This window comes from Pararhizobium sp. DWP3-4, assembly GCF_049898205.1.
In the GTDB taxonomy this organism is placed as follows: Bacteria; Pseudomonadota; Alphaproteobacteria; order Rhizobiales; family Rhizobiaceae; genus Pararhizobium.
Window position 1 is genome coordinate 1 of record NZ_JAFCXF010000005.1, and the last position, 23778, is coordinate 23778.

The 23778-nt window shown below is 56.2% G+C and carries 21 protein-coding genes; 14 read left to right on the plus strand and 7 right to left on the minus strand.

The features are described from left to right. Nucleotides 1-118 precede the first annotated feature (118 nt). Nucleotides 119-310, plus strand: a complete 192-nt coding sequence (locus ACP7E6_RS14015; protein WP_426230338.1) for a hypothetical protein — start codon at nucleotides 119-121, stop codon at nucleotides 308-310. A gap of 482 nt (nucleotides 311-792) precedes the next feature. Here ACP7E6_RS14015 and ACP7E6_RS14020 read toward each other — a convergent pair whose 3' ends face one another. From ACP7E6_RS14020 to ACP7E6_RS14030, 3 genes are all read right to left on the minus strand, one after another. Further along, nucleotides 793-2187 (minus strand): Ig-like domain-containing protein, encoded by a 1395-nt coding sequence (locus ACP7E6_RS14020; protein WP_426230339.1) that lies wholly within the window; start codon nucleotides 2185-2187, stop codon nucleotides 793-795. 432 nt (nucleotides 2188-2619) lie between these two features. After that, on the minus strand, nucleotides 2620-5031 hold the full coding sequence (locus tag ACP7E6_RS14025) for a phosphoketolase family protein (RefSeq protein ID WP_426230340.1): 2412 nt from the start codon (nucleotides 5029-5031) through the stop codon (nucleotides 2620-2622). A gap of 241 nt (nucleotides 5032-5272) precedes the next feature. Then, complete coding sequence (locus ACP7E6_RS14030) at nucleotides 5273-7069, minus strand: acetate/propionate family kinase (RefSeq protein WP_426230341.1); 1797 nt, start codon at nucleotides 7067-7069, stop codon at nucleotides 5273-5275. Between the two features lie 402 nt (nucleotides 7070-7471). Here ACP7E6_RS14030 and ACP7E6_RS14035 point away from each other — a divergent pair, with 402 nt between their 5' ends. The 7 genes from ACP7E6_RS14035 to ACP7E6_RS14065 all read left to right on the plus strand — a co-directional run bounded on the left by ACP7E6_RS14035 (nucleotide 7472) and on the right by ACP7E6_RS14065 (nucleotide 13175). Beyond that, a complete protein-coding gene (locus ACP7E6_RS14035) occupies nucleotides 7472-7918 on the plus strand; it encodes a BA14K family protein (protein WP_426230753.1) in 447 nt (148 codons plus the stop codon). 411 nt (nucleotides 7919-8329) lie between these two features. Further along, the gene (locus ACP7E6_RS14040) at nucleotides 8330-8665 is read left to right on the plus strand and encodes a hypothetical protein (RefSeq protein WP_426230342.1); all 336 of its coding nucleotides are present in this window, start codon (nucleotides 8330-8332) and stop codon (nucleotides 8663-8665) included. 199 nt (nucleotides 8666-8864) lie between these two features. Then, nucleotides 8865-9113 (plus strand): DUF982 domain-containing protein, encoded by a 249-nt coding sequence (locus ACP7E6_RS14045; protein WP_426230343.1) that lies wholly within the window; start codon nucleotides 8865-8867, stop codon nucleotides 9111-9113. Between the two features lie 683 nt (nucleotides 9114-9796). Then, complete coding sequence (locus ACP7E6_RS14050) at nucleotides 9797-11197, plus strand: sensor histidine kinase (RefSeq protein ID WP_426230344.1); 1401 nt, start codon at nucleotides 9797-9799, stop codon at nucleotides 11195-11197. Next, nucleotides 11194-11841 (plus strand): response regulator, encoded by a 648-nt coding sequence (locus tag ACP7E6_RS14055; protein WP_426230345.1) that lies wholly within the window; start codon nucleotides 11194-11196, stop codon nucleotides 11839-11841. The genes ACP7E6_RS14050 and ACP7E6_RS14055 overlap by 4 nt, the downstream gene beginning before the upstream one ends. 314 nt (nucleotides 11842-12155) lie before the next feature. Then, nucleotides 12156-12548: a DUF1236 domain-containing protein gene (locus ACP7E6_RS14060; protein ID WP_426230346.1), complete on the plus strand. Its 393-nt coding sequence runs from the start codon at nucleotides 12156-12158 to the stop codon at nucleotides 12546-12548. A gap of 441 nt (nucleotides 12549-12989) precedes the next feature. Further along, a complete protein-coding gene (locus ACP7E6_RS14065) occupies nucleotides 12990-13175 on the plus strand; it encodes a hypothetical protein (protein ID WP_426230347.1) in 186 nt (61 codons plus the stop codon). A gap of 66 nt (nucleotides 13176-13241) precedes the next feature. Here the strand turns inward: ACP7E6_RS14065 and ACP7E6_RS14070 are convergent, their stop codons facing one another. Next, the gene (locus ACP7E6_RS14070; protein WP_426230348.1) at nucleotides 13242-13685 is read right to left on the minus strand and encodes a hypothetical protein; all 444 of its coding nucleotides are present in this window, start codon (nucleotides 13683-13685) and stop codon (nucleotides 13242-13244) included. 487 nt (nucleotides 13686-14172) lie between these two features. On the opposite strand from ACP7E6_RS14070, the gene ACP7E6_RS14075 reads away from it, so the two are divergent. Continuing rightward, on the plus strand, nucleotides 14173-14424 hold the full coding sequence (locus ACP7E6_RS14075; RefSeq protein ID WP_426230349.1) for a hypothetical protein: 252 nt from the start codon (nucleotides 14173-14175) through the stop codon (nucleotides 14422-14424). A 481-nt stretch (nucleotides 14425-14905) separates the two neighbouring features. After that, on the plus strand, nucleotides 14906-15760 hold the full coding sequence (locus ACP7E6_RS14080) for a Hint domain-containing protein (protein WP_426230350.1): 855 nt from the start codon (nucleotides 14906-14908) through the stop codon (nucleotides 15758-15760). 510 nt (nucleotides 15761-16270) lie between these two features. Here ACP7E6_RS14080 and ACP7E6_RS14085 read toward each other — a convergent pair. From ACP7E6_RS14085 to ACP7E6_RS14095, 3 genes are all read right to left on the minus strand, one after another. After that, a complete protein-coding gene (locus tag ACP7E6_RS14085; protein ID WP_426230351.1) occupies nucleotides 16271-17050 on the minus strand; it encodes an SDR family oxidoreductase in 780 nt (259 codons plus the stop codon). A 17-nt stretch (nucleotides 17051-17067) separates the two neighbouring features. Beyond that, nucleotides 17068-18216: a galactonate dehydratase gene (gene dgoD, locus ACP7E6_RS14090; protein WP_426230352.1), complete on the minus strand. Its 1149-nt coding sequence runs from the start codon at nucleotides 18214-18216 to the stop codon at nucleotides 17068-17070. Nucleotides 18217-18288: 72 nt separating this feature from the next. Next, nucleotides 18289-19065 carry a FadR/GntR family transcriptional regulator gene (locus ACP7E6_RS14095; protein ID WP_426230353.1) on the minus strand — a complete coding sequence of 259 codons (777 nt, stop codon included), beginning with the start codon at nucleotides 19063-19065 and terminating at the stop codon, nucleotides 18289-18291. A gap of 205 nt (nucleotides 19066-19270) precedes the next feature. Between ACP7E6_RS14095 and ACP7E6_RS14100 the strand changes: the two genes are divergently transcribed. The 4 genes from ACP7E6_RS14100 (at nucleotide 19271) to ACP7E6_RS14115 (ending at nucleotide 23708) form a co-directional block, all read left to right on the plus strand. Beyond that, on the plus strand, nucleotides 19271-20254 hold the full coding sequence (locus ACP7E6_RS14100) for an arabinose ABC transporter substrate-binding protein (protein ID WP_426230354.1): 984 nt from the start codon (nucleotides 19271-19273) through the stop codon (nucleotides 20252-20254). A gap of 67 nt (nucleotides 20255-20321) precedes the next feature. Continuing rightward, nucleotides 20322-21854 (plus strand): L-arabinose ABC transporter ATP-binding protein AraG, encoded by a 1533-nt coding sequence (gene araG, locus ACP7E6_RS14105; protein WP_426230355.1) that lies wholly within the window; start codon nucleotides 20322-20324, stop codon nucleotides 21852-21854. Then, a complete protein-coding gene (araH, locus tag ACP7E6_RS14110) occupies nucleotides 21851-22801 on the plus strand; it encodes an L-arabinose ABC transporter permease AraH (RefSeq protein ID WP_426230356.1) in 951 nt (316 codons plus the stop codon). Before araG ends, araH begins: the two co-directional genes overlap by 4 nt. Nucleotides 22802-22808: 7 nt before the next feature. Further along, nucleotides 22809-23708, plus strand: coding sequence for an aldose 1-epimerase (locus tag ACP7E6_RS14115; RefSeq protein WP_426230357.1), 900 nt, complete (start codon nucleotides 22809-22811; stop codon nucleotides 23706-23708). Nucleotides 23709-23778: the final 70 nt, after the last annotated feature.

Sequence of the window (23778 nt, forward strand, 5' to 3'; positions counted from 1 at the left end):
GCGGCGCTCAGGACCGGGCAGGACTTCTATCTTCGGATTGTGACTAGTCATAATGGGCACATTACCTCGCACACTTGTTAAGTGGGAGATCGTGTCCGGATATTTATGGGGCCATTACATGCTTCCTGACGATACGAATGCGCAGGTTGTCAGCAAATGGAGTGACCTGATCCACAATGCAGCTCTCGGGCCTGTTGCGGGATGGATCGTGTTGACATTGGTGGGGGTTTTATACGCGGCCGTCTTTTTTGCATCGCTATACAATGAGCCGGATGATGGCGAGTTCGCCTTCGGTAAGGCACATGTCTAGGTTCGCTCAACTGTTATCCGGCAGAAGTGCGGAAGGCAAAACGCTACCACACCCTCCGAGCGAAATTTCCGCTTCCACCGCCCTCACCCGTTCGAACCGCTCACCGGCGATTTTTAGCCAGTAACGCTACTGTCGAGAAATCGATTGATGTCAGCGCCGAAGGCGATAAATCGTATCTTCATCAATCCCGCAGACTAACGCACGATCGGCGTTTAACTTCACTATCAGCCCTTTGACAGGGCCACCGTATAGTCTCGTATAAAGGGCAGATATGGAGGTCAGGCTCGCTTCGTTCGCGAAGAACGAAATCAAATTTGAGACCGTCTAATCGGATATCTTTTTCTCGCCCGTGCTTCTGCCTTGTTCACATAACGTCATTTCGAATGCCGGGCACCCTGCGGGGGCAACTCCAAAAGGCACGACACACGTTTTACTCACTTTGACATATCAAGGCACGTCTGCTTCCTGACGTGACGAACAGATTAGACGACAAAAAAGTCGCCAGCAGCCAATCCCGTTCCAAAGGTTACCATCGCAAACTTCACTGCCGCCAGTCCGCCCACACCATCGACATCGAACGACAAAACACCCGTATCCCTGTTGAAAATAATGCGGTCATCCGCGTCTAGGGCAACCTTGCCGGTAATAAAGGCTTTAGCGTCCAGAGTTCCTTCAACAAGTCCGGTGAATGCTAAGTTGTCCAAGCGAATCTCGTCGTCCGAGGAGCGGAAATCAGTCATCCAGTCAAGATCGGCCACACGCGGTGTGACATCGAAAACGAAGGCATCGTGGCCCTTTCCACCCGTCAGAAAGTCGAGGCCGAAACCACCGTTCAAGACATCATCACCAACACCACCCGATATGCGATCATTGCCCAATCCTCCGGTTAGGACATCATCGCCAGCCCCCCCACGCAGATTGTCGTGTCCCTTATTGCCATCCATTATGTCGTCAAATTTGCTACCGGTAATGCTGTCGCTACCTTCCTTGGCATCGACCACAACCGCATGATCGAAGGCCTTGTAACTGACCGTGTCCCTGCCATTCGTCAGCACAATAAACTCTGCCGGTGGCGCGATCATGATGGTAATGGTTGCAACATTGCTGTTGCCTTGGCCGTCCGTGGCATAGATTGTAAACGTGTCAGTGCCAGAAAAACCCACATCCGGCAGGTAATCGAAGAAGTTGCCGTTCAGGAAATCCTGATGGTAATGAACACTTCCGCCGTATTCGCCCTGCGGAAACGGATAGGAGCCGGGCTCGAAGCGGGTTTCTTGCACCACTCTCCCATGGTCGGGTCCATCGAGAATGACGAACGACAGCAGGTCGAAGTCTTTGTCCGAAGAGCTGAACTTAATATCGTCGAGGATCTCCCCGGTAGAAAGCGTGAAGGTCAAGTCAGTAACGGTCGGGGAATGATTGATAAATGTATCAGGTTGAAGCAGGCCATCCGTTAGAATGATCTGATGCTCACCGTATTGTGTGTTTTCGCCGCCAAAATACTCGTTTGCACCACCATAGGTGACCGTAATGTCGTCGGGGCTTTCGGCCGTGACGGAAACGATGTCTGTGGAGAGATAGGCAGCCTGGGCGGACAAGGTACGAATATAGTTGCCCTCATTGTCGAAGACATGCGTTTCTACCCTTGAGAAGATCTCGTTCCTGCCGTCATTGGTAAAGCTCGTTACGGTGAAGAAACCATCGAAGACATCGACTGAGGCGACATCGACTGACCCGAAAAAATAGTCGGGCTGTGCGCCTATCGGGCCAACCACTTCACCCGCAGCGTCGGTTATCGTGAAGAGAATTGCGTCCGGGCTTTCATTATTCACGTCTTCCCAGACGGAAAGCTCATTTCCATTGCTCAGTACCGGCATCAGCATCTTCCTTGGCTGCGAAGGAGGCGACATAACGTCCCTGTTATCATGGACCCCTCGTGACATTATGACGAAAAGCCCAGACCCCGCAGGCGTTGGTTGCGGTCGATAATACGACGTAAATGGTTGAACCAATCTGATACGAAATTGTGACGAAGAGCACACACAATTTAGCGAGAATGTCGACCAGCTCGCACGAAACTGCACGCAAAAAGGTTCTACTTCGACTTGCCGGTGAGCAGCTGTGTCTTATCCAGGGGCACGGCTCCAGCGCTTTGCTGCAGTGAGTGCAAAAGAGCTGCCAGCTCTGAAATTTCTGGCAGCCCTCCCCACCTAGCAGAGTCAGTTCTGCCATTTACCGCCTTGGCCATTCCGGCGCGATCACAATATTTCCACAAGTGAATGCGCAGGGGTATCCGACGATCTTACGCCTCAGCCCCTGATCGACGCGCCCTCATCCACCCACTGCCAATCGCGAATCTCCGGCATGTCTTGCCCATGCGCGCGAATATACGCCCGGTGCTCAAGCAATTTGCTGTCCATCACTTGCTTCAACCCGACGCGGACGCTTTTCAGTTCCGGCACCCAATCCAGCACGCTATGGACAATATGGTAACGGTCGAGCCCGTTCAGCACAGTCATGTCGAAGGGCGTCGTCGTCGTGCCTTCCTCGTTGTAGCCGCGCACATGGATGTTGTTATGATTGGTTCTACGATAGGTGAGACGATGGATAGTCCAGGGATAGCCGTGGTAGGCGAAGATGACTGGCTTGTCGGTGGTAAACAGCGCGTCGAACTGCTTGTCTGAGAGGCCATGCGGATGATGCTCTTTTGGCTGCAGCGTCATCAAATCCACGACGTTCACAACCCTAATGGCCAGATCCGGCGCAACCCCCTTGAGGATCTGCACTGCGGCAAGCGTCTCCAGCGTGGGAACGTCGCCGGCACACGCCAGAACCAAGTCGGGCTCGCTTTCGCTATTGGTCGACGCCCAGTCCCAAATGCCTATCCCCGCCCGGCAATGAACGATCGCCTTGTCCATGGACAGCCACTGCCACGACGGTGGCTTGCCGGCGACGATGATGTTGATACGGTTCCACGTGCGCAGGACATGATCCGTCACGCAGAGCAGTGTGTTTGCATCCGGCGGCAAGTAGACACGCACGATGTCAGCTTTCTTGTTGAGGGCGACATCGATAAAGCCTGGATCTTGATGGCTGAAACCATTGTGTTCCTGATGCCAGACATGGCTCGACAACAGATAATTCAGCGACGGGACGGGTCTCCTCCACGGAATATCCTCGCACGCATCCAGCCACTTCGCGTGCTGGTTGAACATCGAATCGACGATGTGAATGAACGCCTCGTAGCAGGAAAACAGCCCGTGCCGGCCGGTGAGGAGGTAGCCTTCGAGCCAGCCCTGGCAGGTGTGTTCGGATAGGATTTCCATAACTCTGCCTTCGCGCCCAAGGTGAACGTCCTCCGGAAGGATTGTCTCCATCCAGGCGCGTTCTGTCACTTGAAAGACATCCTGTAGCCGGTTAGACGCGGTCTCGTCGGGACCAACGATGCGGAAGTTCTTGGCAGCATCGTTCAGCTCCATCACGGCGCGCAGGAAATCGCCCATCGCTTTTGTGGATTCGGCTTTCGTAATCCCTGGCTGCCCGGTTACCACTGCATGATCGTGCAATCCGGGGAGATTGAGGGATTTGCGCAGAAGACCACCGTTGGCATGTGGGTTGGCGCTCATCCGACGCAAGCCTTGCGGCGCCGTCTCACGGATTGATGCCAAGGGAGCGCCTGTCGCGTCAAAAAGCTCTTCTGGCCGATAGCTTCTCAGCCATTCCTCCAATAGCTTCAGATGATCCGGATTTCCCGCGATCCCCGAAAGCGGTACCTGATGCGACCGCCAGAACCCTTCTGTTTTGAGGCCATCGACCTCTTTCGGTCCCGTCCAGCCCTTTGGGCTCCGCAAGACGATCATCGGCCACTTGGGACGCGAGGACTGTTTAGAGCCGCCCCGCGCTGCGTTTTGAATGTCATGAATTTTGTTCATCGCCTGGTCGAGCACAACGGCCATTCGTTCGTGCATCAGTACTGGTTCGTGCCCCTCTACAAACAGCGGTTCGTAGCCGTAGCCGATGAACAACGCACGAAGTTCGTCCTCTGGTATGCGCGCCAGAATAGTCGGATTGGCGATCTTGTAGCCATTCAAATGCAGGATCGGCAAAACGGCGCCGTCGCGAGCAGGGTTCAAGAACTTGTTCGAATGCCACGCGGCCGCCAGCGGCCCGGTTTCCGCTTCTCCATCGCCCACGACGCAGGCGACGAGGAGATTTGGGTTATCAAAAGCAGCGCCAAAGGCATGTGAAAGTGCATAGCCGAGTTCGCCACCCTCATGTATGGAACCGGGAACATCGGGCGCCGCATGGCTCGGTATCCCGCCCGGAAAGGAAAACTGCCGGAACAGTTTTCGCATTCCCGCCTCGTCGAGCGTGATGTCTGGATAGAGTTCGCTATAGGTTCCTTCGAGATAGGTGTTGGCGACCATGGCAGGGCCGCCATGGCCAGGCCCACAGACGTAGATGACGTCCTCGTCACGGGCTAGGATAACTCGGTTCAGATGCGCGTAGATGAAACTTAGGCCCGGCGATGTACCCCAGTGGCCCAAGAGCCTTGGTTTGACATGCTCCAACCGAAGCGGTTCGCGCAACAGTGGATTGTCCATCAAATATATCTGGCCGATCGTCAGATAATTTGCCGCCCGCCAGTACGCGTTGATGTCATGCAATTCGCGCTGCGAAAGACGTTCAGACTCAATAGCTGCATTCAGGGGATCGCTCATATTGGCTCCTGGTTTCGCAGACCTAGAAATTTGCGTAGTGGAGGCGGATTCGGCTGCGAACTCGAAGCACCGTTCTTGGCGTCTCTATAGACGCTAACGCATCAAGCGGACCTTGGGTCCATTCGTCCCAGACAAACGCGAGCCGACAGACATAACCCGTGCGGCCAGGGGTCGCATATCCGGCGAGCATCTCCAGCGTGCCCTTCGTTTCGGCAAGGGAGCAGAGGCCTACAATAGAGCCTTATTCTCTGTTCGCCACTGCGACTGCGCGAAGATCGGGAACGAGCGATCCTTCACCGCTGACGCGGATATCGGCGGCGTTTGCCTCATCGGTGTCGATATGCATCTCGGTTACGGCGTCCGCGCTGACGCGGATAAGCGTCTTGCCAAACACCAGCCCGCGCTCTTCATCGCCGATGTGAACGTCCACCAGCATACCGTCCGCAAGGCCCAGGCGTTCGGCATCATCCGGATTGGTATGAAGATGCCGCGCGGCCACGATCAGCCCATCGGTATTGAGGTTCCCGACGGGGCCGATGAGGCGAACCATTGGCGTACCATCGAGTTTGCCACTATCGCGAACGGGCGCATCAATGCCGAGCGCAAAACCATCCGTTCTTGAGATTTCGATCTGCGTCCGCAGACGCTCGGGGCCGAGGATGGCGACGCGCTCCAGGCGACCTTTGGGCCCCTCTAACGTGACGCGCTCGCTTGCGACCCATTGTCCGGGCTGGCGCAGAGGAACGGCAGGCGTCAATTGGTATCCGGCACCAAACAGGGCCTCGACCGCTGGTCGGGACAGGTGAACGTGACGGGCCGATACCGCGACAGGGATCGGTTCAGGCACTGTTGCCTTCGGCGCCAAAGCGGCGGCCGTCTCCCGGGCGATCATCAATTGCTCGGCAGTCTCTGTGACGATGACCCGTACCCTGGCGCCATAGGCCTGGATCTGCGGTGCAGCATGCTTAGCAAGTTCGACAAACTGGTTTCGGTCGTGGTCGAGCCGCAAACCCATGAACTCCAGTCCATCGCAGATGCGCCGACGCATTGACGGGGAGTTCTCGCCGATGCCTCCGGTAAAGACGACAGCATCAAGGCCACCCATCGCCGCCGCGTAGGCACCAATGTATTTCCGAGCACGATAGGCGAACAATTCGATGGCAAGCTGGGCTTCGGTATCACCTTTACTGGCCCGATCTTCGACATCGCGCATGTCGGATGAGCCCGTTAGTCCCTTCAGCCCGCTCTGCGAATAGAGAGCGTCCTCTACCTCCGCGATCGAAAGGCCACGTTGCCGTGACAGGAATCCAAACAGGCCTGGGTCAACGTCGCCGGAGCGCGTTCCCATCACCAATCCCTCGAGCGGTGTCATGCCCATCGAGGTATCAATGCTCTCCCCGCGGTTGACCGCGCAGACACTGGCACCATTGCCAAGATGCACGCTGACAATCTGGAGATCACGCAGCGGTACGCCAATCTCCTCTGCGGCGCGCATGGCCACATACTTGTGTGAGGTGCCATGAAATCCAAAACGCCGCAGACCGGCATCGCGCCAAGCCTTCGGCACGGCGTAGATCGTTGCGCGTGGCGGATTGGTGCCATGGAATGCGGTGTCGAAGACCGCGACCTGAGGCAGGCTCGGCCAGACTTCCTTCGCAATGCGCACAGCCAGCAGATTGGCGGGATTGTGCAGCGGCGCCAACGGCGTCAGCGCCTCGATCGCTGCAATCGTCGATTCGTCGAGGACCGCTGTGGTTCGGAACTTTTCGCCCCCGTGCACGATACGATGGCCAACCGCCTCCAGTTTGGTAATCCCGTGATCATCAAGAATTTGCGGAAGAGCAACCAAGGCGGCGGCAATGTCGCCAAGTGACGCTTGCCCGGTTTCTGTCCGCCCGCCCTTGGTGATCTTATAGGAACAGCATCCCGCCTCAAATTTCTCGTAAGTCGCTTTGAAGATTTCAGTCGCCTTTTCGGCAATCTCGAAAACGCCGGCTTTTAGGCTGGAACTGCCGCAGTTCAACACAAGTATTTTCACAGATCGCCTTTCAAACGAGTTCGGCTCATAGTCGAGAGCCAACCGATCGCCACCTGACATAGTCACGACAGCAGATTTGCCGTCATTACCTTAGGGTGTGCCCGGCATTCGTATCGCTTTCATGTCTCCACACACAATCTAGCGCTTAGTGCGCATGAGGGAAGGAGGTAGTTCTGTAGTGATCCTCTTCGTGTCCAACGCGCGACTTCGTCATCGCGCTTGTCTAGCTCGGGTCGGGCCCTGCGATTACCAAGCAGCGGCATCGTTCGATGCCACACCGGGACTAAGGTCTTGTGTCAAAGCGCAAAGGTCCCAGATGCTGGATTTACGGAACATAGACGGTGGCTGGTCGTTCATTTGGCGATGGAGTAATCGCCGAATGGAAAGATTAAAACGATGCAAATATTAGGTTTGAATATCTCGCCCCTGGCGCTCTCGGTGGCAATGCTCGCAACCTCATTCGCTCCTGCAGAAGCGTTTATAGCGCCTCGCCCCAACCAAATTGCTCAACTAGGCCAAGGCGTTGATGTCGTGCAATATCGCCGACTCGATGGCGATGACTTGCGCAGACGTCACGGATATTACCGTCGTGGGAATGAGACTTACTACAACGGCCACCGTGGATACTACGAACGTCGCCGCGGGTATCGTCGATATAACGGCGCATGGTTCCCGTTGGGTGCATTTGCCGCCGGCGCCATTATTGGAGGAGCGGTTGCAGATCGGCCGGTTCGATACGGTGGCAGTCACGTGGAATGGTGCGCAAATCGCTACCGCAGCTACAGAACGTACGACAACACATACCAGCCCTACAACGGGCCAAGACGACAGTGCAATTCACCATATTGATCAGCGTCAATATGCATAAAACCAGGAACGGCCGGGAGCACACTCCGGCCGGAACGGAACCCTTTACTCTCCGAAGAACGTTCCGAACCGGTCGCCTCTCTGCGGACCGAAGTCTGCGACATCCCGATTGTAGACGGGGTGACGCAAGGTTATGGCGAGCGCTTTCTCATGGCCGCGCAGAGGAACTTAAACAATTGAAACGCCGGGGGACAGTTCGCTGCGGCACGTAGCCCATAATTAGGGAAAGACTTTTCACGAAGACAACCGCGAAACATTCCTAGAGGCGGATCGGGCTGCGCGGTATCGGTAATGTTCGTTACTGCAGGATGGGCCCTGCACCGAAGGTATTCTTACTGGGTCTGCGAGGAAGCAGGATTGATCACTTGTGTTACAGAATTCAAGGAGGAGCACATGAATATCGAAGCCCCGAAACTATGCGAAAACCATCCTGATCGTGACCTGCAATGTCAAGAGTGCGTAGAAGTCGTCATGCAGGAGATCATCGCCGAAGCGACCAGGAAAGGGTGGGAGTCAGTCGAGACCATACAGGCCATGCAAGAAATACTAATGAGATTGCGCCTCGCCTTCGCCGGAGGTCTGTATCCAGAAGATCCACTGAATGTGGCGCCCCAGCCATATTATGATGGCCAAATCGATCGGCCGACCTTCTTAACCCGGTCGTCAATTGTCAGGGTATCTTCTCCGCAACCTTGCCTTGAGGCGTATACGACTTCTCCTCAAACGTAAATCGGAGTTCGCGTAGGGACCTGGAGTCAGTCGAGAAAGCCGACAGTCTCAAAACGTCTACCGAGTTGCATTTGTCCATGTACGCAAAATATCCGCGGATACCTAGACCAGCGCCCCATTGCGATGAGGAAACACGTTCGACGAGCCTCGTCAGATGGCGAGCCAACCATGCTTGAAGCACTAGCCAATGGAGTGTTTTATGAACACAACAATTTGGGATGCGAACGTCGAGCTGAAAAAAGAGTGCGAGGATCATTTTGACGTTATTCGAAATCCGCGCGACGCTCTCGCCTACCTGCTGTCTAAATGGCCGGAAGGTAGGGGAGCCAGCCAGGCCACTGCCCGGCGTGCTTGCTTGGGTGCTCTGGCGGGAACAAATACGAACGCCGAGGCCCGCGCTGCATTTGAATTCGCTGCGCGTGAAGCTGGTATCCTCCGGCAGAACTGACGGCGGACCTCCTGTCCCTGTGTATACTACCTGTCTGCTCGCTGCGTTATCTCGGCTAGAGTGCCGCTGGGCCGCTCAGTCGGCAGGCCTGACCGATGGGAACAGTGTCAACGGCCAGTGTGGCTGGGCGCCGTCAAGCCGCACTGAGAAGAACCAAGTTTACAGTAGCGCTTCTTCAAGGTCCGTACACGGGAGGCCGAACACCAGAACCCCTGGGTGACATCCGTCGCGTAGCACCGCTGGTCCCGATGGCATAGACTTAACCATCGCACCTTTCATTCGCGGGTGGCGAGACGGACAAAGCTCATCGCGCATCGGTCTTCTTAGGATGGTCAGTGGGACCTTCTCCTTTGGATGCGTGTCGGACCTTTGGCGGATATCGATCAGACCTAGACACAACAGTAATATCTGCCGGTAGAAGCGATCCTCCGCACCAACTAGTCTTACACTGAAGGTGACCCGTCCTTTCAGAACTCGAGACGTTGAATGGAGCGAAAGTTGATGCCTGCGCTCCTACCCAAATTTAAGACGGCAGCCTTGGCTCCGCAATTTTCCCCTTCGACGTCGCACCAACATTCCTTTTTCTATCAGGCCTGCATTATTGACGAACAGCCGTCGCGCCTTACTTGGGACGATAGATGGCACGCCAAAATTAAAGCGTGCGTTTGGGAGCTGAATCGATCATGCGGTTGTTCGCGGAGCGTTACCGCTGGAATACCCCCAGTTTGGCCCAGCAGTTTCTCCTCATCGGAGGTTTGGTGTCTCTTGGCGCGACGATCATAGTCGGAGCGTTCGTTACCAGTCTGATTGAAGCCGCAGTCACTAGGAATACCGGGGCTGCGACCGCTCTCTACGTGGACAGTGTCATTGCGCCCCTTCTACCCGACATGCAAACCAACAATGATCTTAGCGAGTCGGTACAAAGAGCGCTGGACGAGACATTGGGCCAAGGTACCCTAGGGAGACGCCTAATGTCGTTTCGGCTGTGGCGTGCAGATGGCACCATTCTGTATTCAAACGAAAAAGCGCTAATCGGAAGAAAGCTGCCGATTAGCGACGGGCTGCAAACAGCGTTAACTGGGACGATGGTTGCCGAATACGACCATGCCGACGATGTTGGCAGTGAAACCGTGCGAAATAGTGGCTTGCCAGTGCTCGAAATTTACAATCCGGTCCTCCAACCATGGTCGGGTGAAGTCGTCGGCGTCTTGGAGTTTTATGAAATCGCCACCGAGTTTCAGCACAGTCTGAACCACGCACGCTTGCAGAGCTGGCTCGCGGTCGTAGCATTCACGATGTCATTTTTTGCAATTTTGTCGGCCCTCGTGTTTAGAGGTAGCAAGATAATAGACAGCCAAGATAAGGCGCTGAAGCGTCGCATCCACGAGCTGTCTGAACTTCTATTGCAGAACGGCGAGCTAAGCGCGAAGCTCCAACGGGCGAGCCAGCGCACGACGGCCCTCAATGAACGGTACCTCAGACGCCTTGGGGCCGAACTCCACGATGGCCCGGCGCAGCTGGTCGCCTTGGCCGCACTGAAGGTCGACAGCGAGATTATCAGCAACCCTCGAACTTCGCGTAAGGTACGGGACGGCGAGATCGCGTCAATCAAATCCAGTCTGGACGACGCTATGCAGGAAATCCGCACGATCTGCAGCGGTCTCGTCCTGCCCCAGATCGAAGGAGCCGATTTGCGGGAAGTAATCGAACGCGCCCTCAAATCCCATTCTGAGCGCACAGGCACACGGGTAGAACTTTCCCTGTCACCCACGTCTCCTCAGCTCTCGATCTCAGCGAAAATCTGCGTGTTTCGGTTTCTGCAGGAGGCGCTCAACAACGGGTATCGTCACGGGGGTGGCGTTGGGCAATATGTCATCCAGACCTACGACGGGCGGGTTGTCGCTGTTAAAGTTGGCGACAGCGGTCCAGGCTTTGACCCAACTAAAATCCAGCCGTCCAGCCTTGGCTTGTCGGGTCTACGAGAACGGGTTGAAAGCCTCGGGGGAACATTTGAACTGAAGACATCGGACAGGGGAACGGAGCTGTGTATGTCCTTAAACTTAGATGAAATGGAGCCCTCGTGATGGGAGAGATAACAATTGCGGTCATCGACGATCACCCGCTTTTCCGTGAAGGCGTCATGCGGATTCTTACGGAAATCCAAGGTTTCAAAATAGTCGGCGAAGGCTCAACAAGGGAGGACGCGCTTGAGATCTGCGCTACCCTGAAGCCCGATATCCTGCTCATGGATATTTCGATGCCAGGGGGTGGGTTGAATGCGATCCTGCCTATCCTGGATATCAACTCTGAGCAAAAGATAATGATGCTGACAGTCTCAGAAACAAGCGACGACGTCATGAGCGCCCTGGACAAAGGGGCAAAGGCCTATGTTTTGAAGGGTGTCGGATCGCGTGTGCTTGCCGACATAGTAACATCCGTCGCTGCCGGAGAGACATATGTTTCCCCGACATTGTCGGCGCGGTTGCTCTCCGACATGTCATCGGCCGCAGCCTTGGCAAAGCAGCCCAACCCGATCAACCACTTGACGAGCCGCGAGCAGGAGGTCCTCGACCTAGTTGCGGAAGGACTCAGCAATAAGCGCATAGCGCTCCGGCTCGGCGTCCACGAAAAGACAATCAAACAGCATATGACCCATATTTTTGCAAAACTCGGCACCAGCAACAGAACGGAAGCTGCGATGGTCCTCCGCAATCGCACTATCGTCTAGCGATCTACGGTTCAACCTGCCAGTAGGCCAGTTGCGAGCGTTGCAAAGATCAGTCCCACGACCGGTATCAGAAGCCAGCGGGCTTCACGCAAACTAGTGTCCATCGTCGGCTCCCATGTCCAATCCAGCGTGAATGGAACGCGCCCAAGTTTGTTCCCTGCGGGCGGCTTACGGCCGACGTTTACTGTGGCGATACAGGACTTTAGCCCTACCATGTTCCTGCGTTCGTCTCACGGAAACGAGACTCTAGCCCTAGGGGGGAACAGCTTCAGTTGAATGACGTTGTGCTGCTGTAAACGGAAAAGGAGCCTGTCATGAAAACGAAACTCATTCTCGCATCAGCCCTCGCCACTGTGCTCAGCGGCGCCGCTTTTGCAGAAGACGGTGCAGTTACCGGGGCGGCTGGTGGTGCCATCACTGGTGCAATCGTAGGCGGTCCCGTGGGCGCTGCAGTTGGCGGCGTCGCCGGCGCGATCGCAGGCGCTGTCATTGATCCCCCGCCGGAACGTGTTGTCACCTATGTTCGACAGCAACCTGTACAGCGTTCAGTCGTCGTCGAACAGGCTGTCGTCGTTGGGAAGCCTTTGCCACAAGAGGTGGTTTTGATGCCGATCGCGGAAGATCCCCGTTACTCCTACACCATCGTCAATGAGCAGCGTGTCATCGTCGATCCGCAGACACGCAACGTCGTCCAGGTGATCCAGTAACGGTAGCTACCCCACCAACACTGTAGCCATGAAGGAGATAAACGATGAACAGCTTAATCTGGCTTGTTGGAGCAATTGTCATCATCGGGGTTATCCTGTCATTTCTGGGCTTCGCCTGAATTTTACAGCAGGGCGATACGCCACGTACCGCCCTGCCTCGTCTCGCCCCCCCAATGAGATCAAGAAATGTCTTATCAATCTACGTCAAAGTCCAGTTCCTCACTAAGCGGGGTTTTCTTCTTTATATTTTTTTTGATGGCTGGAATGACCTTGGCAGTCTTCTCCATAAGCATCGCCGGACCGCCCAAACGACAGGTTAATGTGGTCTTGCCGTTTGGCAGTACTCACTTGGACCAGACGAAATAGCTTGCAGCATTCGCAGCTCGCCCTCGCGTCGCCAGCGTCGAGAGTGGTTCATCGGCACGACCTAGGAGCACTAAAATGTGGCTTGAGCTGACATCTGAAGCAGATGAAAAAATTTACGTGAACGCTACTCAGCTCATCGTCATTTATCCGGTGGATGAGCACAAACTTACGCGGATTTTAACGGCTGGAGGGCCGATTACGATCCAGGAGCCGATAGCATTTCTCCAAGCAAAACTTGAAGGTGCGATCGGCAAACAATAAATCCAACTTGCTGCAATCGCGCGTTCGAGGCCACCCCAAGGCCGTTGCAACGCACGTGATCAGTTTTTAATGCAAAAACCGCAGACGGACCTCGTCTGCGAGGGTGGCCCGGCGGTTTACGATGGTGCGACCTTTGGAGTCCGTCATAATATATCGGCCATTGCGAACGAACTCGCTGATCCCATCGCTATGGCGAACAGATAGTCCCGCGCTGTTTCCTTTGGCACCCTGTTCTTTCGCACCTTGCGTATTTCCTCGCGTCTCACTTTTGCCCCCGCCCTGATTGCCATTCCCGCCGCCGTTTCCGTTGCCCCCGCCGTTTCCATTTCCCCCACCATTTCCATTTCCCCCGCCATTTCCATTTCCGTTGTTGCCGTCTTTTGCAAAAAGAGACTGGGGGGTAAGCTCAAGGGTGAAATCGGAAACCTTCATTGTGTAAGGGGTCGCCGCAATCAATACGCTAAAAACAATGCCGAGTTGAGACTGAACAATTTTTCGGCACGTCGTCATGTGGGACTCCTCGCGAGCGAACCTGTACGCTCATCATCTCAAAGAACGCAGGCATGCGTGCAGTAGCGCTTTATACTCTGAATTTGACGCGCCGGTCGTCAACGGACCTAATCGTATTTATCTTCATCCCCGCCTTTTCTCAATCTCGTCCAGGCACAAGCCGTTTTCTGGCAGGGTTGAATGTCGCGACACCAGAAGAACCTGTAGTTTACACGGATTTGGTCTCAAAACTCGTTGTCCGCTTGCTTAGTAGGACCTTTGCCTTGATTTCGTTCCGAAAGTCTTAGCTCGTTGGACGGCTGAAGCCGGATGGATGGATGACCCACGAGAGCTATATCAACATTAGGCCTGTGTTGCTCAGCCGCTGGGCTGAATAAAAAAAGCCGGTGTATCACGAGGTTGAAATGCCCGACGGATTTACGTTTCGTAGAAGCCTCTTCCCCCAACGCACGGCCCCGCGCAGACCTGTCTGGAAGGAAATCTCACGATGACGCATTATGCCTGGACAATAAGGGCTAGCGGTTTGCAGGACGTACAAAAGGTCACCACGCTGCCGGAACTTCACGACGTACTTCAATTATTGAAGCTACCCGGAATAGCACCTCCGGCATGGTTGACCATGGATCCCTGGCGCGAAGAGCTTTCCGGGGATGGCCGCTACGTCTATGATGAAGGTGGCTCGGATGAATGGTCCGTCGTCTGGACAAAAGTCTACTACGGGCCCAGTGACGTTACCTGAAGTGAGGTAGCAGCGAATCTCCTTAGAAGAGAGTGGACTTGTTACCGGTCACTCGAAAAGCTAGCCGGCTACAGCCGAAGATTTACTGCGGCTGTTATCTGCTAAGCGCAAACTCCCGGTGGAACGCCAGCCCAAATATCGCTGGCGAAGACATTTGGCTACCAGCTCTTATCACATACGATGACCCGCCGCTCGAAAACGAACGAGGGGCCTGGCTGGGGTAGCCATGCAACCGTCTCTCTGCGATCCACGGTGAAGGCTGAACCGTTGAAATTCGGCTCCGACGGCACACAGGACCTATGCCAGCCCACGATGGACTTTAGTCCGCGACGTCAAGCCACCTTTTGGATGTCCAAATTTGGGATATCGCCCAACGGTTCATCTAATCGCTCAGTCGGATGATAACCGTACGCAATTTTAAGAGGCTATATTCTCGACCTAAGGCAGCTATCGTTCTCGAACATTAACGATGGAGAAAAAAATGCCCAATCGTAGCAATCGCTCAATCAAAACGCAGCTGGCGCGGCGCCATTTCTTGGGCATTGCTGCAGCTGCGGGCGCCAGGCTTGCCGCAGTAACAGGCGCGGCAGGCGCGATTACAGCACCTTCAGACGCCAACAGCATGGGGAGGAACTGGGGCAAGCATAGGGGGAAAGGAAAACACGGTTCAAATTGTTTTCTGCGGGGAACCACCCTTTCCACATCGACCGGCGAAGTAAAAGTTGAAGAGCTTTCCATCGGGGACTTGATAACGACGTTGCATGGGGAGGCGATGCCCATCCGATGGATTGGTCGTCGGAACTACAAGTCAACTCATTACCCTACGGCCGGAAACGTGATGCCCATTCGTATCCGGCGACATGCCTTGGACGGGCAAGTACCTCATTCAGACCTCTATTTATCGCCGGGGCATGCCTTGCTCGTTGACGGGGTTTTGATCCGGGTCATGGACCTCGTGAATGGGGCCTCCATTGCCCCAGCTCTGCCTCAGGGGACAGATACCATCGAATACTTCCATATTTTGCTCGATGGTCATCAAGTAATCCTTGCTCAGGGTGCACCAACCGAAACTCTGCTTTTAGAAGGGCAAAATGACGAGCACTTCGCGAATTTCGCTGAACTGCGGCAGCTTTTTCCGGGGATTTTCGATACTCCAATGAAGCCTGCTGCGCCGATCGTTGGTTACGGAGGGAAAAAGCACCTAAAAGCCTTGTTACGTATTGCGGCGAGCCTCGTCGTGAGGAATGACGTGATATACGATGACTATGAAAAAATCGCGGCTCGCGCGTTTTTTGTTGCTCATCGTGAGCTCTTTCACGAGGAGGCCCCTCTGTAACCACGGGAACAGCTTAATTCGCTGGCGCGGCTGCAAATAAGATGAAACGTACTTGCGTACGTATACCGCGGCTTTGTTATCTGTCTACACGTTGGGTTTGGTTGTCCTAATATCCTTCACTACTTCCTCCACAGCGACCAAAACCTCGTCTACGGTCCAGCCGGATGCTGCGGCCGCGGATACAATCGCGTTCACAACCGGGTGGACAAGCTCTTCGCACTCCATCGTACGCTGCATATCGCCAAGTTCATATGTCGGTGGGGGGATTTGCATGTTGTGCTCCTTCGCATTGGAAACCCTGGGTTAGATAGAAGGTTCCCCAAAGGTTGGTTCGATCCAAACGGAGTAAAGTGAAACTGCGGCTAATGCGGAGCGGTTGGCCGGGCCAATGCGAGATATTCTGTCGGGCAGTTAAGTCGAACAACTGACGAATGCTTCCCTGATGAGCCGATCGATCCGCTCCTGGGCAAACGGTTCAGGCGCATGGCGCGCCGCTCCAGCGCCGCCCGGTCAGACGGGGTGGTTTAGGACGCTCAATCCACCGTCTATCGTAAGGCATGCCGCATTCATGAAGGGGCATTCGTCGGAGATCATGAACAGGGCTGCCAGCGCGATCTCTTCCGCCGTGGCGATGCGGCCGCCGGGATGCAATTTCATTGTCGCGGCCTCAGCTGCAATGGGATCGGGGAAACTGTTCCAGTATTCTGTCGCCTTCTTGGTCCGGACGTAGCCCGGCGCCATCGCATTCACTCGCACGCCTTGGGAGGCATATTCGATACCGAGAGACTTGGTCATGCCCAACAGGGCATGCTTGGCCACTGGATAGGGGAACGTGTGCGGAATAATGGTGAAAGCGTGGGTCGAAGCGATATTGAGGATCACGCCGCCGCCCGCCCCGATCATGCCGGGCAGCACGGCCTTCGAGCAGTTCCAGGCGCCCTTCAGGTTGATATCGAAGCAGCGCTGCCATTCCGCGTCGCTGGTTTCCAGCGGCTCGTGAAAGACATTGACACCGGCGTTGTTGATCAGCGCGTTGATAGGGCCGCTCTCGGCGGCGGCGCGTTCGACGGCCGCGGAAATTGCCGTCGCATCGGTGATGCTGGCAACGGCATATCCGATGGTCGCCCCACCCACCTTCAAAGTCTCGGCCTCTGCCTCCAGCAAGCCGCCATCAAGGTCGACGAGAAACAGGCTTGCGCCTTCACTGGCGCAGGCCCGCGCTATCGCAAGGCCGATGCCCTGCGCCGCGCCGGTGATCATGATCCGCTTGCCCTTGAGCCGGTTCGTCATCGCATCAGTCCCCTGCATCACCACTCGGCAAAGCTGCCATCTTCATGGCGCCAGATCGGGTTGCGCCAGCGATGGCCTTCCTTGGCGCGTTCGATCACGTAGGCCTCATCGATTTCGATGCCGAGGCCGGGTCCCTGCGGGATCGAGACGAACCCGTCGGCATACTGGAAGACCTCCTTGTTGGAGATATAGTCGAGAATGTCATTGCTCTCGTTATAGTGAATGCCGAGGCTCTGCTCCTGGATGAAGGCATTGTAGCTGACGGCGTCGACCTGCAGGCAGGCTGCAAGGGCGATCGGGCCAAGAGGGCAATGCGGCGCCAACGCCACGTCATAGGCCTCCGCCATCGCCGCGATCTTGCGACATTCGGTGATACCGCCGGCATGGGAAAGATCCGGCTGGATGATATCGACGAAACCGTCGGACAGGACTTGCTTGAAGTCCCAGCGGGAATAGAGCCGCTCCCCGAGCGCGATCGGAGTCGAAGTGTGATTGACGATATCGCGCAGGGCTTCCTTGTTTTCCGACAGAACCGGCTCTTCGATAAACATCAGCTTGTAGGGATCGAGTTCCTTGGCCAGCACCTTCGCCATCGGCTTGTGCACGCGGCCATGGAAGTCGACGCCTATGCCGATATAGGGACCGACCGCTTCGCGAATGGTCGCGATGGTCGCGACAGCCTTTTCCACCTTGTCGTAGCTGTCGACGATCTGCATCTCCTCGCAGCCATTGAGCTTGATCGCCTTGAAACCGCGGGAGACGACGTCCCTCGCATTGTTGGCCACATCGGCCGGGCGGTCCCCGCCGATCCAGGAATAGACCTTGATCCTGTCACGGACCTGGCCGCCGAGCAGCGAGTGAACCGGCTGGCCGAGCGCCTTGCCCTTGATGTCCCACAGCGCCTGATCGATGCCGGAGATCGCGCTCATGTGGATCGCGCCGCCACGATAGAAACCGCCACGATACATGACGTTCCAGTGGTCCTCGATCAGGAACGGATCCTTGCCGATCAGATAGTCTTCCAGTTCGTGAACGGCAGCCTGCACCGTCAGGGCACGCCCCTCGACTACCGGTTCGCCCCAACCGACAATGCCTTCATCTGTTTCGACTTTCAAAAACAGCCAGCGCGGCGGAACGATATAGGTGGTCAATTTGGTGATCTTCATCAGCGAAGGTCCTGTGTCGAAGGGAAGTGTCGGTCCGGAATTTTCGCGCCAGAGCGCTTATGCGCCGGACTTCTAGGAGGAGGACTGAGGAACGTGCCGTTTAACAGCGACAGCAAGATCGCGTGCGGCCAGAGACAGCAATTGCAACGAGCAGTTCCGGGCGGCGGCGGTGTCGCGCATACGCAGCGCTTCCACCAGTTGCCGGTGTATATCCACTGCTTCGTCGCGCGTATCCACCGCTTCGTTGGACGCATGCAGCGAGAACTCCAAGGCTACCTGAATAATGCTCGCCAATTGCAGAAACACCTGATTGTGGCTGGCTTTCAGGAGATTGGTATGAAAGGCGACATCAGCCTTTGTGAAGCGCTCGATATCGCCGTCTGCATCGCGCATCTCATGCCAGGCGCGTTCGACATCTGCGATCTCCTGTACCGTCGCCCGCTCGGCCGCGAGTTCGGCGGCGGCAGGCTCGATCGCACGGCGCGCTTCGAGGATGCAGTTCAAGAGGTCAAATTCAAAGATCCGGGGGCCTATCCATTCCAGCACCTGCTGATCGAGAATGTTCCACTCGTCCTTGCGGCAAACAACAGTACCGACCCGCGAGCGCCCTCGCACGAGGCCCTTGGATTCGAGAATTTTCAGGGATTCACGGATGACCGTGCGGCTGACGCCGTAGCGTTCACAAAGTTCGTTTTCCGTTGGAAGAAAGTCGCCGGCCGAGAAGATGTCGGCGCAAATATCGGCGGCGATGGCCCTCGTCACGTTTTTCTGGACACGCGGCCGCCGGACGGCCTTGTCGCCGGCCTCATCCGCTGATCGTTCCTGTAGTCCTTCCACCGACATCTCCATCCCCGTCGCCGCATGCTCAACGAGCCTTCGGCGATGCATATCGCAGTTTGAATTGCATGGCGACCGTCGCGAACGGACCATCACGCTCATTCTCATTATCATACATAGTTATTTTAATCATCATACAAAGGCAATTGACCAGTATGATGTTTCGTCCTACACAAATGAACACTGCAGGGAGCAGTTTGATCTAGGGAGAGAGACCATGCGCTTTTTAAGAGCAGCCATCCTGGCTGGCACAGTCGCCGTTTTCGCTGCCACGTCGGCTTATGCTGCTGATGTGAAAATCGGTTTCATCGTCAAACAGCCTGAAGAGCCCTGGTTCCAGGACGAATGGAAGTTTGCTGAAGTTGCCGCCAAGGAAAAGGGCTTCACGCTGGTCAAGATCGGCGCCGAAGACGGCGAAAAAGTTCAGTCCGCTATCGACAACCTCGGCGCACAGGGGGCGCAGGGTTTCATTATCTGCACCCCCGACGTCAAGCTCGGCCCCGGCATCATCGCCAAGGCTGCTGCCAACGATCTCAAGCTGATGACGGTTGATGACCGGCTGGTCAACGCCGACGGCAGCCCGATCGAAGATGTGCCGCATATGGGCATTTCCGCCACTAAGATCGGCGAAGCCGTCGGTCAGTCGATCGCCGACGAAATCAAGAAACGCGGCTGGAACATGAGCGAAGTGGGCGCGATCCGCGTGTCCTACGATCAGCTTCCGACGGCCGTCGATCGTATCGAAGGTGCTCTTTCGGTGCTGAAGGCCAATGGCTTCCCGGAAGCCAATATCTTTGATGCACCCCAAGCAAAGACCGATACTGAAGCAGCGCTCAACGCATCGACTGTCGTTCTCAACAAGAATGCCAATATCAAAAAATGGGTCGCGGTTGGACTCAATGACGAAGCCGTTCTCGGCGCCGTGCGCGCCACTGAAACTGTCGGCATTACGGCTGACAGCATGATCGGCGTCGGCATCGGCGGCGCGGATTCAGCGATTAATGAGTTCAAGAAGCCAACAGCAACCGGCTTTTTCGGTACGATCATCATCTCGCCGAAGCGTCACGGCTACGAGACTGCGCTCAACATGTATGACTGGGTTGCTGACGGCAAGGAGCCGGAAAAGCTGATCCTGACGGCTGGCCAAGTCGCGCTGCGCGACAATTATGAAGCGGTCCGCAAAGAGCTGGGTATCGAGTAATCGTCGCATCATCGAAAAACGCCCGGCGGCCTTCAGCCGCCGGGCGCCCCTATTCGGAGCGCCGCTTATGCTAGACTTTCTCGAATTCAAATCCATATCAAAAGGCTATCCAGGCGTTCAGGCCCTGTCCGATGTCTCTTTCTCCGTACGGAAAGGGACGGTTCATGGCCTAATGGGCGAAAATGGCGCCGGAAAATCCACCCTGATCCGCATTCTGTCCGGTGATCAGGCTGCCGATACCGGTGAGATCCACATCGATGGCGAACCGCAAGCTTACAAATCCGTCCGCGATGCTTTTCAGGCCGGTGTGATCGTCATCCACCAGGAACTGCAACTGGTCGCCGAACTGACCGTTGCCGAGAACCTCTGGCTCGGCCGTTTCCCGGCAAAAGCCGGCGTGCTCGACAGGCGCAAGCTGCTCGGTGTTGTGGCTGAAAAACTCACCGAGATGGGCATTGATGTCGATCCGGCGGCGAAAGTCGCCTCGCTGTCCATCGGCGAACGGCAGATGGTCGAAATCGCCAAGGCAGTTATGGTCGATGCGCGCGTTATCGCACTGGATGAACCAACCTCCTCCTTGTCTTCCCGGGAAAGCGAAATCCTGTTCTCGCTGATCGACCGATTGCGGGCGAACGGCACCGTCATTCTCTATGTCTCGCACCGTCTCGACGAGATCTTTCGCCTCTGCGACAGCCTGACGGTTCTGCGCGACGGCAAGCTTGCCGCCCATCATGCTGATATTTCTGCGGTGACGCGCGAACACATCATCGCCGAGATGGTCGGACGCGAAATCGCCAATATCTGGGGATGGCGGGGCCGGCCGCTTGGTGACACGCGACTGCAGGCCCGGAATATCACTGGCCCAAAACTCCTCCATCCCATTGATTTCACGGTGCGGAAAGGCGAGATCCTCGGCTTTTTCGGGCTGATCGGCGCTGGGCGTAGCGAAATGGCGCGGCTTCTGTATGGCGCCGATGCGCGCTCAACGGGCACGGTAATCGTCGATGGAGCAACCGTCACGGCTGATAGCCCCGCACATTCGATCCGCGCCGGCATTGTTCTGTGCCCCGAGGATCGCAAGTTCGACGGCATCATTCAGGGCCGGTCCATCGAAGAGAACATGGCGATTTCCTCGCGCCGGCACTTTTCGCCTTTCGGCCTGCTCAACCCGAAGAAGGAAGGCGAGCTGGCCGAAACCTTTATCGCCAAGCTGCGCGTGCGCACACCGTCACGCAAGCAGGACATCATCAATCTGTCCGGTGGCAACCAGCAGAAGGTGATCCTTAGCCGCTGGCTTTCCGAGCAGGGCGTCAAGGTTCTGCTGATCGACGAGCCGACGCGCGGCATCGACGTTGGTGCCAAATCAGAAATCTACGAAATCCTCTATGAGCTTGCCGCACAAGGCATGGCAATCATGGTCATCTCCAGTGAACTGCCGGAGATCATGGGCATTACCGACCGGATCATCGTCATGTGCGAAGGCCGCATTGCTGCCGAGATTGAGCGACCTGATTTCGACGATCGGCGCATCTTGGCCGCTGCCCTGCCGGACGTTTCGAATTGCGCCGAACTTCCCATTCAACAGGTACAGAGCCGATGACATCCTTGAAAAAACTTCTTCTCGGCGAACAGGGACTGGTCGTCATTTTCGCTCTCGCTTTCGCGATCGTCTCGCTGTCGGTTCCCAATTTCCTGACCGAGCGCAACATGCTTGGCCTCCTGCAATCCGTGGTCACCATCGGCATCGTTGCCTGTACGATGATGTTCTGCCTGGCCTCCCGCGATTTCGACCTTTCCGTCGGCTCGACAGTGGCATTTTCCGGCATGATTGCCGTCATGGCGTCGAACGCCACCGGTTCGATCGTCCTCGGCTTGTTGGCAGCACTGGTCTGCGGCAGCTTCGTCGGCTTGGTCAACGGTGTCGTCATCGCCCGTTTTCGCATCAATGCGCTGATTACCACCCTTGCGACAATGCAGATCGTTCGCGGCCTGGCATTAATCTCCTCCGATGGTCGCGCCGTTGGTATCAATGATCCCGGCTTCTATCAGTTGGCCCTGTCAAAGTTCCTTGGTGTGCCGACGCCCATCTGGGTCATGGGCTTCCTCTTCCTTGCTTTCGGCTTTCTGCTCAACCGCACCGTCTTCGGTAAGAACACGCTGGCGATTGGCGGTAATCCGGAGGCATCGCGGCTGGCCGGCGTCAATGTCGCCCGCATGCGCATCTGGATCTTCATGCTGCAAGGACTGGTATGCGGCATCGCCGGCGTGCTGCTCGCTTCGCGGATCACTTCTGGTCAGCCGAATGCTGCGACTGGTCTTGAGCTCTCCGTCATTTCAGCCTGCGTTCTCGGTGGTGTTTCGCTGGCAGGCGGCCGCGCCGCCATGGCTGGAGTCATCGTCGGCGTACTGATCATGGGCATCGCCGAAAACGTCATGAACCTCCTCAACATTCAGGCATTCTACCAATATGTGGTGCGAGGACTGATCCTGTTGCTTGCGGTTCTGCTCGATAACCTGCGCTCCGTGGCTGCCGGCCGGCGTGGGTGAGCCGCGGATGGACGAGGGCGTTCTGCATCTGCGGAATGGCGATCTCTCGGTCGATGTGAGCCGCTTCGGCGGCTCGCTTCTGTCTGCAAGCTATCGTGGCATATTCTTCCTAAAGCCGACGCCAACGGCAGGGCTCGCTTCACGCTTGCTCGGAGCGGAGGCAAGCTTCCCGCTGGTGCCATATGGTAACCGGATCGAGGCGAATGCCTTCGATTTCGGTGGCAAGCGGTTTTTGATGCAGCCCAATACCGCTGATCCTTATTGCCTGCACGGCGACGGCTGGCTCGCCGAGTGGGAGGTCATATCACAAACCCGCAGCCTGGCAACGTTGCGTTATGTGCACTGTAGCGAGCCGTCCAGCCCTTACGTCTATGAGACGATCCAGACCGTGAAACTCGCCGACGATGGTGTGGCAATTTCGCTAAGCGTTGCTAACAAATCCGACATCCCCCTGCCGTATGGCCTCGGCTTCCATCCCTTCTTCCCTCGCACACCGCGAACACGGCTAAAGGCACAAGCCGGGCGATATTGGACTGAGCGGGCCGGGCATTTGCCTGACGTGTCCATTTCTGTACCCGAAGGACTGGATTTTGCGGCTTCACGGCCTCTCCCCGCGCACTGGATTAACAATGCCTTTGACGGTTGGAACGGCACGGCATGGATGGAATGGCCCGAGGACGGGCTGTGCCTCTCGCTCACCGCCGACAGCATCTTCAGGTGCTTCATGATTTATTCTCCGGATGCCCATGCCGACTTCTTCTGCTTCGAGCCCATGAGCCATCTGCCCAATGCTCACAACATGATCGCGAGCGGAGGGTTGGTGACGCTAATGCCCGAGCAAAACCTTGCCGGCAGCATGCGATTGCATCCTGCCGCGCTGCCGCCGCCCATCCTTCATAAACATTGAAGCCGAGCAACAGAATGCTCACCAACGTTTAGAGGTCGGTAGAAGATGAGGTGTTGCCGCCCTCTCCAGA